This is a genomic window from Blautia sp. ZXY-1-B12 (assembly GCF_056339915.1).
Genome location: NZ_JBWJVP010000149.1, coordinates 1 through 10,326, shown reverse-complemented (window position 1 = coordinate 10,326; position 10,326 = coordinate 1). Strand labels below are relative to the sequence as shown.

Here is a 10,326-nt window from a genome sequence, read left to right as displayed (position 1 = left end):
CCGGCTCCGTCTGGACTTTTTCGCCCTGTTCCGCATGGTCTGTAGATAGAGGGCTTCTTTTGAAGCTGGGAGGGCTTTTCGCCGGACAGCGGCTTGATACATTCCAGTCGGTCAGCCGCCCGGATGGCGTTGTCCGTGAGCTGCCTCTGCCATGCGCCTACGCTGGGAGCCCAACGAAAGCCGCTGCTTTTCAGCTCGGCCCGGGTGTCCGCGTCAGGCTTTCCGTCAAAGAACACCTGCAAGCGGTTGTCCTCCCGGTTCATTTCCACACGACCCCCATCGAACTCCCAGCCGGAAAATTCCTGCTGTGCCTGTTTGGAAAGCTGTTCGATACGGGCCTTTACCCGGCGGATCTCCGCATTGTTGTTGGCAAGCTGGTAACTTTCAAAGGGCCTCGGGTCGCTTCGCCAACTTGACGCCATGCTTGCTTTCAGCTTTTCGATCTGGTCCGGCGACAGCAGCGCACAGCCGTCCAGCTTGCCATGCTTGCGGTAATAGGCGTTGACCTCCTTCATAATGAGCTGGGAGCGTTCCAGCCCGTCCAGCTTCTTCTGGAGCTTTTCGATCGCTGCCGGGTCATCGGCGCTGATCCCGCCCATGCCGGTACTGCATATCTTATCCAGCAGCCCTTGAATATACCGCCATTCCTCCATGTTGCTGTCCCGGGCCCGGTTCTGTTTTTCCTTCTTTCCCACCGGGAAATTGGCAGGTCCGGCGATCATCACAGAGGGAACCCTGCGTCAATGGCAAAGCCTTGGTTCATGTTTTCGGCCAGCTTGCGGGCGTAGGTGTCTAACAGATGGTCGATCTTCTCATGGTACATGGGGTCCACCCGGGATTTCTGCTTTTCCGCTATGGCGGCGGCCTTGTCCACCATTGCCCGGTATTCCGCCGTTGCGCTCCCTTCCTTGTAGTCGGAAAAGCTGTTCATTTCTTTTGCCCGGCGGGCGGCTCCTTCATTGATAGGGTAATAGTTGATGGTATGCACCTCCTTTATGCTTCGGGCCATGCTGGCCCGAAGTCTTACCGTTCTTCATGAGAAGGCCCCGCCTTGTCCTTTTTCGGAGCGGGTGGGGCTTCTTGAAACCGTTTGAGTGTAGCGAGAATGGAGTGGACAGGCTCGGCCTTTTCAGGATAGGCAAATATCCGGTGTTCCGGCGGAATGTCCTGCGGCCCGTGGTAATACTCCTTGAAGCCCTCCGGGACTGCCGACACATACCCACCGGGAGCAAATACGCCGCCCTCGTTGATACGCACATCCCGTCCGTATGCTTCATAATCGAAGTAGTTCTGAATGTGCTCCGGTATGTCGATAGTCCCAAGCTCGTCGGCGTAAAGACGGCCCAGCCCTTCATCATCGGAAATATCCGGGTAAAAGCGGTAAAGGTCAAGGTTCTGCGTCAGGTTTATCAAATCCTTCACGCTCCTTGTGTGGTTTCCCAAGACAAGAGCGGCTTCAAAGGTTTCCAGTCCGCCCTTATCCCGTACTTCCAGCAGGGCGTGGCCCAGCTCGTTCAGCTCGTCGATGTTCTCACATTCGTAGAGATAATCGTAGAGCCCCAGCACATCACTGTCAAAGCTGGTAAAGAACACTTCGCTGTACCGTTTCCCGTCTATCCCGATTTTGGCAAGGGCGGCCTGCAACTCCTGTGTCGTCATGGGGAAATGTACCGTTGTCCCTACCTCAATCCCCATTAAGGGGTATAGGGCTGTATTGGTTATATAAGCTTCAAACATGGGCTCATTCCTCCTTTTCCGGCCCGGTCAGCCAGCACCTCATAAATCCCGGCCATAATGTAATCGGCACAAGGGAGGGCAATCGCATTTCCCAGCGCCTTGTAGCGTTGCAGAGGCCGGATCTCCACGCCGTCCGCCCCGTACTTTGTCCAGCCCTCCGGCAGCCCCATCAGCCGTTCGCTTTCCGTTTCCGTCAGAAAACGGATACAGCCGCCCTTCGGGTCGCCCTCATACCAGAAGGCAAAGGGCGTTACATCACTGGCTAAAAGAGTGGGAAAAGGGTCAGTTGGTAATCCGAAGCTGTTTCGGAAGGCCGTTTCTTCCTGCCTTTTTGCCGCTCCCCGCATACGGAAGCACTGAAAGGGGTGGATGACTGGTATCTGCCGCCCTGTTTCAAAAGAAGCTGTTCGATCTCCTTCGGCGGCGGCCCGCCCGCCCTCTCCGCAAGGCGGAGGAAGTGGGAGCACTGGACGGGGCTTAAATAGTATGTCTGCGGCACGTCTGCCTCCAAAATCCGCCACGACGAAAATCCGCTGCCTTCGTGCCAGCCTTCGGGTGCCTGCCCAATACTGGGCGTCCATGAGCCGCCAGCACACATCAGGCGTTCCCCCTCGCACCATTCCGGCGTTTCCCCATCTTCCCGAAGGAGGCATTGGAACTTCGGTGTCCGAGAAGGCGGATAGGACGGCTCTAAAGTCCATCCGGTCATTTGTAGAAAACGCTCCCATGACGTTTTCCCAAACAGCGATAGCTGGATATAGGTTATCAGTAGCATCCCTCATTTCCTGTATGATACGAAACGCCTGATAGAACAGGCTTGATTTTGCCCCGGCAAGGCCGGAGCGGTTGCCGATCAGAGAAAGGTTCTGACAGGGGGAACCGAAGGTAATTACATGAACCGGCGGGATTTTCCCGCCGTCCACCTTCGTAATATCCCCCAAATGCACCATGTCGGGAAAGTGCCTTTTGGTTATGGAGATGGGCGCTTTTTCAATCTCACTGGCCCATACCGGACGGATACCGCACCGGGAAGCAGCCAGAGGGAACACGCCGATCCCGTCGAAAAGGCTTCCCAGCTTAATGTCCGGCATGGCCCGGGGTGCCGTGTCCCTTCACGGCAAGCACCCCTTCCAGTGTGGTCGCCGCAATGCCCAGCCGCCCGGCAACCGCAATATCATTTTTTACATCCTCGTCCACAGCGCTGCCGCAGACAATCAGGGTGTGGGAGCGCCGCAGCATATCCCGGCGCATATCAATCCCAGCCTTGTGTTCCTCGGGAACGCTGTCATTCAAAAACAGCGGCAGATACAAGAGCGGGCAGATCGGGGAAAAGCCCGCCTCATAAGCAAGACGGCAGTAGTGGGCCGCCAGCTCCATATCAACATCCGGCTCGCCGCTCCATGCGGCGGTCAGGTATGCTAAAGGTCGTTTCATTGGTTGAGCCTCCATTTCTGTTTTGGTTTAGGGAAAAGCGGAAACAGTTCGCCCAACCCCTCCGCCCCTTCCCCCGGGAAGGGGAACGGCTCTGGAGAATTTATATCCCCGTCGCTTGACCGGGAAAAAGCATAACCGGGAGAAATCCGTCAAGGGTGCCTCTGGCACCGCCTGCGGCGGCGCTGCCCTTGACTGATTTTCCGGCTATGCTACGGAATAACTGGCGACGGGGAATCATTTATATCTCCAGAGCTTCGGGGCGCGGGGCAGAGCCCCGCAATCCTCGGGCCATGCTGACCCGAAGTTTGGGCTTACTTTTCCTGTTCGGTTTTCTTCTCCGGCTTTTCATGTTCCTTCTGCTGACCCTTCCAGTCGTCCAGCAGCTTGATGATCTGGTCCTTCATTTCCCTCGGCGTAGTTTCCTTGCCGAAATACTTGCTCAGTTCCGCACCTGTCAAAATCACTTTGTCTACCTCCTTTTTGTCCTCCATCATAATGCCGTCAATCACATCCCCGTTGAGCAGCTTCTTTTCGTCCAGCTCACGCATACGCTTTGCCTGCGCCTGTGAAGGCGAGGACTGCTGGCTGTCAATGGCGACGGCGATATAGTTCTGGTTCTTCTTGCCGATATAGGAAAGCTCCACCGCCGTAGTAAAGCCCAGCTTTTTTTCATCCATCAGCTTCATCAGGTCGGGAACCAGCTCATTGAGCCGGATATACCGCTGCACCTGCTTGACCGCCATCTTATTGCGCTCGGCTACAATTTCGTTGGAGCGTTTTCCTGCGTCCTTCGGGTCAATCTGGCCCGAAGTGCGGGAGCCCTGGTGCTTGATGGCCTCAAGCTGCATTTTCAAGGCTTTGGCCCGCTCACTGGGGAGGATTTCTTCACGCTGGTTGAGATTGTCCTCGACCATCTGCGTGATGGCTTCATCGTCCGTCAGATTGCGAACAATACAGGGCATATCCGCATATCCGGCAAGCTCGCTGGCCTTCTGGCGGCGGTGGCCGGACACGATCTCATAGCCGCCATCCTCACGGGGACGGACGATAGCGGGCTGGGTCACGCCCTTGTCCTTGACGCTGGACACCATAGCCCGCATTTCTTCATCATCCCGAACCTCAAAGGGATGGTTCTTGAAGGCGTGAAGCTCGTTCAGCTTGATATAGACGATCTGTTCCTTGCCCCGGCGTGGTGCATCCTTCGGTTTTTCGGGTTCCTTCGGAGCGGGAGCGGCCTGTACCGTTGGCGCCGTTTTTTTCTCCGGTTCCTTTTTGACCGCATTTTCCGGTTTCTGTGCGGGAGCTTCGGGCTTCGGGGTTGCGGCCTTGTCCTTATCTGCTTTCGGGGGACGGCCCCGGCGCTTCGGCTGTTCCGGCTCTTTGGGTTTTTCCTCCGCTTTCTTCGGAGCCTCCGGCTGCTTTTCCGGTTTTTCCGTTTTTGCCGGGGCAGGCTTTTCCCCGCTGGGAGCTGCCGCCCGTTCCTCGACCTTCTTTTCCTTCATAATTTCAGCGAAGTTATAGACGGAAACCTGCGGGTTCTTTACCTCCGGTTCCGTCTTTTTTTCCGGCTCCGGAGAAACGGAAACCTTCTCCGGCTCTTTTGGGGGAGCGGGAGGCGTTTCCTTGCCCGGCCCGCTATCCGTTACCGGCTGTTCCGGCGTTTTTGTGGTTTTATCATCTGCCATAAGCATTTACCTCCTGTTTTTTGGCATGAAAAAAGAGGCTCAACTTTTCAGTCAAGCCCCGTGGGAAGTTCCTCCTTTCTCCGCCATGATACAAAAATACCGCCCGTAGTCTCGTTTGGGCGGTACTTTGTGTAAGATTGGCAGTCCATTATTAAGTTTTTTATTATGTTCCCTTTGTACACCGTTGCAACCTTTTTTATATAAATTTTTTGTGATAAAATAACAGTCAGATATATAATACAGACAGGAGACAAAAGGGGATGAAATTAGATGTTTTGGGATTGTTGGGAGCGTGTTCCTATGCATTGGACTGTGTGGAAGCAGAGTTAGTGCATGTAACAGATAAGCATGCGAAGCGTGTTGCATATATGAGTGTCTGCATGGCAGAACAGATGGGAATTCAGGGGGAGAGTCTGCAGGATCTGACAGCCGGTGCGTTGTTACATGATAATGCACTGACTCAATATATTCAGGAAGAATTACACAATGATATTGCAAGTGCAATAGGTTCGGCGATTCCACTGGAGCTGGGAATTCACTGTGCGGCAGGTGAGAAGAACATGAAAGACATTCCATCCCATACGGATATAAAGAATGTCATTTTGTATCATCATGAGAATGCAGATGGAAGTGGACCTTTTGGAAAAAAATGGACAGAAGTACCGGTTTTTGCACGAATTATCCATCTATGCGATCTGCTTGACCAGGTCTGCTGCAGTGATTCTTTTGATTCAGACACCTGGCAGAAGGTAGAAGCATTTCTTCAGGAAATCACAGGTTCTATAGCGGATGAAGAATGTATAGAAGCATTTAGACATGCTTTTTCTGAACAACATTTTCTGTCACTTGGAGAAAAAGATGTGGAGACTCGTTTATGGAACAGAGTGCCGCGTACAAAACAAGATCTTAGCTTTGAACAGATTAAAGCACTGGCGAAATTTTTCGCACGCATCGTAGACTATAAATCACCATTTACGAGTACACACTCCATAGGTGTGGCTGCAGATGCTGAGAAATTATCCAGATTTATGGGATTTGATGAGGAGACAATGCAGAAAATGTATCTTGCAGGAGCGCTGCATGACATTGGAAAGGTTGCCATAGGTAACAAAATTCTGGAGAAGCCGGGAAGACTGACGGATGATGAGTTTGCAGTTATGAAACACCATGCAGCATATACTTATTCGATTCTGTCAGAAATCGATGATTTTGAAGAGATATGTGACTGGGCTGCCTTTCACCATGAAAGACTGGACGGGACAGGCTATCCATTTGGAAAAACAGCTGCTGAATTAAACACACAGGAACGCATCATGGCGTGTGTCGATATTTATCAGGCACTGACAGAAAGCCGCCCGTATAAACAGGGAATGCCACATGAAAAAGCTTACGGTATTTTAAATGATATGGTAGAAAAAGGATGGCTTGATGGAGAAATCGCTTCACAGGTTGATGCTTGTTTTGATCAGAAAATGACAGACATAATTCATGAGGAGAAACAGCTTGGAGAATAAAAAATTATTCCAGATTGGTGATGTGGCAAAAATGTTTCATATCAGTGTTGGCAGCCTGCGGCATTATGAACAGGCAGGTCTGTTGAAACCAGAATACACAGATCCGGAAACAGGCTATCGCTATTATAGTGCACGTCAGTTTGAGGTTTTAAATATGATTCGTTACTTGCGCGTTTTGGATATGCCATTGGGTCAGATTGGAGAGTTTTTGGGAAACAGAGACATCGACGTGATAGAAGATAAGTTGTTAAATCAGAAAAAACTGATAGAAAAAAACGGCGGGAGTTGGAAACAATCGAACGCAAGATATAAAAGCAGCATATCCTACAATCGGAAAAGGAACTGTATATAGAAATCTTGATATATTGGTAGATGAGGGTTCGTTAAGGAAGGTTGAAGTTCCGGATGGAGCGAATAGGTTCGATTTTTCATTGAAAAATCATTACCATGTCAGGTGTACAAAATGCGGTGAAGTTTCAGATGTGGATATGGATGAAATACCGGATTTGCTGGAAAGAATTCATAACACTCATGGAATCGAATTTTTGGATTTGGATATTTCATTTAAAGATATTTGCCCAAAATGCAGGGAGAAAGTAAAGGAATGGCATAGTTATTGAAATGAATATTATTTAAGGTTCAGGATAAACTGTAAAATGCAGACAAACAAGAAAAAAAGTAAAAATATAATAGGTATTATACAGAGTGTCCTTATATTGATATTAGTAGTTCTTATTATTTTTATGATGATTCAGATTAGTAGGCTACAGGGGACAGCACGCGTAATAAATTATGCAGGCCTAGTACGTGGAGCTACACAGCGCGAAGTAAAATTAGAAATTACAGGAAACCAAAATGAAGAATTAATTAAATATTTGGATGATATTTTTCTTGGATTAAGATATCAGGATGGACATTATGATCTGGTAAAACTCAATGACGAAGAATATCTGGAAAAATTGCAAATTCAGAGTGATTACTGGGATAAATTAAAAAAAGAGATTGAAGCAGTAAGAAACAAGGGATACGAAAATACAGACATTGTTAATATGAGTGAAATATATTTTACGATGGCAGATGAAACTGTCTCTGCCGCAGAAAGCTATTCAGAAAAGATTGCTATAAAGATTCGTACCATAGAGTTTCTGTCGGCACTTGATATGTTGAGTCTGGTGATATTGGTTATTATGCAGACTCTAAGGGCAATGCAGATGGCAATGCAAAACAGACTGCTGGAACAGAAAGCATTCATAGATGCCTATACTGGACTGCCAAATAAAAATGCCTGTAATGAGCTACTTAATAAAAAAGATATAATTACAGATCCTACAGCATGCATAATGTTTGATTTAAATAATTTAAAAACTGTAAATGATACAATGGGACATTCCGCAGGAGATCAGTTGATATTGAATTTCGCAAAGCTTTTGCGCAGTGTTATTCCAGAAAAGGATTTTGTTGGAAGATATGGCGGAGATGAGTTTATAGCAGTCATTTATCATACAAGCGAGGCGGAAATTAAGGTGATATTAAAATCATTGTACAGAGAAAGAGACAGATTAAATAGTTATGAAAATCAAATACCAATCGACTATGCCTGCGGATGGGCATTATCCTCCGATGATATGTCAGGTACAATGCAGATGTTATTGGATGAGGCAGATGCTTATATGTATAAAAATAAAAAGTTATGCAAGAAATATAATTAGCTTTCAGCTCAGAGTAGTTGAATCTTCTTAAATGAGTAATCGATAGAACCCTGTTGGAAAAACCAATAGAGTTTTTACTATGTAATAGTGTGATAATATCACGAAAGTCAGTTTATAATACAGTCATAAATTAAGCAAGTAAGACTCCGAAAGATTTTTGAACAATTCCGTATTGGTATGAAGATTTGTCATGAAGTTATCGCTATACTTCCGGGCTGCACCGCAGAGAAATCTGCGGTGTTTTTTGACTTTCTGTATATGGTGAGTTTGATGGAAAACAGATCAATGATACTGGAGCAGGGCTTCCGCGGATATTGAGAAACCTGTTCGGATGTGGTATCTTTTGGATGTAAGGAGGATGTGTCATGGTTATTTACTTTTTCAGGAACAGGAAACAGCAAGTATATAGCAGAGAGGATTGCCGGCAGCCTGCAGGAAAAACTGATATGTATGAATGAAAGGGATCAAATCGGGCGATACCGGGTCTGTTAAGACAGGAGAGAATCTGGTAGTGGTGGTACCGACTTATGCATGGAGAATCCCGCATGTGGTTTCTGACTGGATCGGACAGACAGAATTTGTCGGGGCGAAGAATGTCTGTTATGTGATGAGCTGCGGAAGCGGTATTGGTGGCGCAGATATATACGATCGAAAACTGAGTGAGAAAAAAGGATTAAAGCATATGGGGACGGCACAGATCATTATGCCGGAGAATTACATTGCCATGTTTAATGCTCCTGATGTGGAGAAAGCAAAGAAGATTGTTGTGGCAGCAGGTCCTGATATTGCTAAAGCTGTGTTGGCAATCAAACATGGAGAGAAGCTTCCATCAAAAAGTGGCTTCGGTGCATCTTTTGAGAGTGGTCTGGTGAATGATATCTTCTATGCGGCATTTGTAAAAGCAAAGGCATTTTATGCAGATCAGACCTGTACCGGATGCGGCAAATGTGTAAAAGTCTGTCCGTTAAACAATGTGACAATGAAAAATAAGAAACCTGTATGGGAAAAGCATTGTACGCATTGTATGGCCTGCATCTGCTATTGTCCGGCTGAGGCAATCGAATATGGCAGGAAGAGTGTTGGAAAGCCCAGATATTGTTTTGAGAATCTGGGGCTTGAGAAATATGACTATAGCAATCCTCTAAAATAATGCATCTTAATCCAGTCCATCAGAGTGTGAAATCTGCGTCAGATATTTTTGCCTTGCGTCAGCACGCCTGCAGATATCTTCCTTGTCTTTCGCACTCTGCTGAACTGTCTTAAATGCATTATTTACGAGGATTGCTATAGACGGTCGTAAATTGTAGGCAAGATATGGAACATAAAAAAGTATCTGATAAGGGGGTATTAGATCATGTCTGCTTATCAGATACTTTGTTTATGCTTCTGGCTGTGTTCGTGTCATCAGTTGATTAGTTTGATATTTACGATCAATTCTCGAAAAATGTGACAGTAAAACCATCAGTTCCTATAGTTACGTCAGAAATAGTATCATTATCCCAGAGAGCATCCGTAATGACCGACTTTAAGGCTTCGTCCAGAATAAGATTAAATTCTTCTTCGATAAGTGAGAATGGAACCAATTTCTGGACTTCTGCACATTCCAGAATAAAATTAAGTATTTTTTCTTCCATGATAAATCCTCCTCGTAAAATTCCATACAGCATATATTACAATAGACAAAGCAATCTGTCCACCTTAGATTTTATTTTTGATAATTCATTATGGTACGATACAGGTGGCGGTATATGACAACCGATTAGAAATTACTTCTCCAGGAAAGCTGCCAATGGGACAAACATTCATATCGGATGTACCTTGATGGTGGAAATATATAGCTAATTATTCAGAACTTTCATAGACAAAACGGATTCCATCGTATATACTTTGAGTAGAAACGAAAAAAGAAAAGTAACTGTTCATGATAGTTTGGAGTATCTGCGTAATGAACAGCTACGGGAAAAAGGGGAACAGTTATGTTATTGGTAAAGAATGCAGAGATTTACGCACCGGAATATCTCGGTAAAGAGGATATTTTGATTTGCGGGGGAAAGATTGAATGTATACAGGATTCCATCAGAGAATTGCCTGTGGAGTGCGAGGTGCTGGATGCAGAGGGCAAGATTCTTACTCCCGGATTTTTAGATCAACATGTACATATCACCGGAGGCGGTGGAGAGGGAAGCTTTCATACGCGGACACCGGAATTACAGATGTCAGAACTGGTAGAGAACGGTATCACAACAG

Annotated in this window: 9 protein-coding genes and 4 pseudogenes; 7 read left to right on the top strand and 6 right to left on the bottom strand. The window is 47.1% G+C overall.

What is annotated here, in order from left to right; genetic code table 11:
- The 5 genes and pseudogenes from AC075L_RS07885 to AC075L_RS07865 all read right to left on the bottom strand — a co-directional run.
- Window positions 1–1,009 (bottom strand): annotated as a pseudogene (locus AC075L_RS07885) (hypothetical protein); the annotation flags it as partial.
- 14 nt (window positions 1,010–1,023) lie between these two features.
- Complete coding sequence (locus AC075L_RS07880) at window positions 1,024–1,737, bottom strand: antirestriction protein ArdA (protein WP_003500154.1); 714 nt, start codon at window positions 1,735–1,737, stop codon at window positions 1,024–1,026.
- The gene (locus AC075L_RS07875) at window positions 1,719–2,828 is read right to left on the bottom strand and encodes a DNA cytosine methyltransferase (protein WP_476387494.1); all 1,110 of its coding nucleotides are present in this window, start codon (window positions 2,826–2,828) and stop codon (window positions 1,719–1,721) included. The genes AC075L_RS07880 and AC075L_RS07875 overlap by 19 nt, the downstream gene beginning before the upstream one ends.
- Window positions 2,815–3,171, bottom strand: a complete 357-nt coding sequence (locus AC075L_RS07870; protein WP_003500157.1) for a DUF7768 domain-containing protein — start codon at window positions 3,169–3,171, stop codon at window positions 2,815–2,817. The genes AC075L_RS07875 and AC075L_RS07870 overlap by 14 nt, the downstream gene beginning before the upstream one ends.
- 311 nt (window positions 3,172–3,482) lie before the next feature.
- Window positions 3,483–4,856: a ParB/RepB/Spo0J family partition protein gene (locus AC075L_RS07865; RefSeq protein WP_210410583.1), complete on the bottom strand. Its 1,374-nt coding sequence runs from the start codon at window positions 4,854–4,856 to the stop codon at window positions 3,483–3,485.
- Window positions 4,857–5,116: 260 nt separating this feature from the next.
- Between AC075L_RS07865 and AC075L_RS07860 the strand changes: the two genes are divergently transcribed.
- The 5 genes and pseudogenes from AC075L_RS07860 (at window position 5,117) to AC075L_RS07840 (ending at window position 9,229) form a co-directional block, all read left to right on the top strand.
- A complete protein-coding gene (locus AC075L_RS07860; RefSeq protein ID WP_117854277.1) occupies window positions 5,117–6,370 on the top strand; it encodes an HD-GYP domain-containing protein in 1,254 nt (417 codons plus the stop codon).
- Window positions 6,345–6,722, top strand: coding sequence for a MerR family transcriptional regulator (locus tag AC075L_RS07855; protein WP_334297977.1), 378 nt, complete (start codon window positions 6,345–6,347; stop codon window positions 6,720–6,722). Before AC075L_RS07860 ends, AC075L_RS07855 begins: the two co-directional genes overlap by 26 nt.
- Window positions 6,679–6,990: pseudogene (locus AC075L_RS07850) on the top strand (Fur family transcriptional regulator); the annotation flags it as partial. The gene AC075L_RS07855 and the pseudogene AC075L_RS07850, both read left to right, overlap by 44 nt.
- Before the next feature lie 36 nt (window positions 6,991–7,026).
- On the top strand, window positions 7,027–8,079 hold the full coding sequence (locus AC075L_RS07845) for a GGDEF domain-containing protein (RefSeq protein WP_119245126.1): 1,053 nt from the start codon (window positions 7,027–7,029) through the stop codon (window positions 8,077–8,079).
- A 454-nt stretch (window positions 8,080–8,533) separates the two neighbouring features.
- Complete coding sequence (locus tag AC075L_RS07840) at window positions 8,534–9,229, top strand: EFR1 family ferrodoxin (RefSeq protein WP_476387493.1); 696 nt, start codon at window positions 8,534–8,536, stop codon at window positions 9,227–9,229.
- Window positions 9,230–9,509: 280 nt separating this feature from the next.
- Here the strand turns inward: AC075L_RS07840 and AC075L_RS07835 are convergent, their stop codons facing one another.
- The gene (locus AC075L_RS07835) at window positions 9,510–9,713 is read right to left on the bottom strand and encodes a hypothetical protein (RefSeq protein WP_020993865.1); all 204 of its coding nucleotides are present in this window, start codon (window positions 9,711–9,713) and stop codon (window positions 9,510–9,512) included.
- Between the two features lie 83 nt (window positions 9,714–9,796).
- Between AC075L_RS07835 and AC075L_RS07830 the strand changes: the two are divergent.
- A pseudogene (locus tag AC075L_RS07830) lies at window positions 9,797–9,880 on the top strand (ATP-binding protein); the annotation flags it as partial.
- A 175-nt stretch (window positions 9,881–10,055) separates the two neighbouring features.
- Window positions 10,056–10,326: pseudogene (locus tag AC075L_RS07825) on the top strand (beta-aspartyl-peptidase); the annotation flags it as partial.

What these genes read in the sequence shown, in the direction of transcription:
- AC075L_RS07880 (WP_003500154.1), bottom strand. Translation starts at nt 1,737, where the DNA reads ATGTTTGAAGCTTATATAACCAATACAGCCCTATACCCCTTAATGGGG.
- AC075L_RS07875 (WP_476387494.1), bottom strand. Translation starts at nt 2,828, where the DNA reads ATGCCGGACATTAAGCTGGGAAGCCTTTTCGACGGGATCGGCGTGTTC.
- AC075L_RS07870 (WP_003500157.1), bottom strand. Translation starts at nt 3,171, where the DNA reads ATGAAACGACCTTTAGCATACCTGACCGCCGCATGGAGCGGCGAGCCG.
- AC075L_RS07865 (WP_210410583.1), bottom strand. Translation starts at nt 4,856, where the DNA reads ATGGCAGATGATAAAACCACAAAAACGCCGGAACAGCCGGTAACGGAT.
- AC075L_RS07860 (WP_117854277.1), top strand. Translation starts at nt 5,117, where the DNA reads ATGAAATTAGATGTTTTGGGATTGTTGGGAGCGTGTTCCTATGCATTG.
- AC075L_RS07855 (WP_334297977.1), top strand. Translation starts at nt 6,345, where the DNA reads ATGAGGAGAAACAGCTTGGAGAATAAAAAATTATTCCAGATTGGTGAT.
- AC075L_RS07845 (WP_119245126.1), top strand. Translation starts at nt 7,027, where the DNA reads ATGCAGACAAACAAGAAAAAAAGTAAAAATATAATAGGTATTATACAG.
- AC075L_RS07840 (WP_476387493.1), top strand. Translation starts at nt 8,534, where the DNA reads ATGAAAGGGATCAAATCGGGCGATACCGGGTCTGTTAAGACAGGAGAG.
- AC075L_RS07835 (WP_020993865.1), bottom strand. Translation starts at nt 9,713, where the DNA reads ATGGAAGAAAAAATACTTAATTTTATTCTGGAATGTGCAGAAGTCCAG.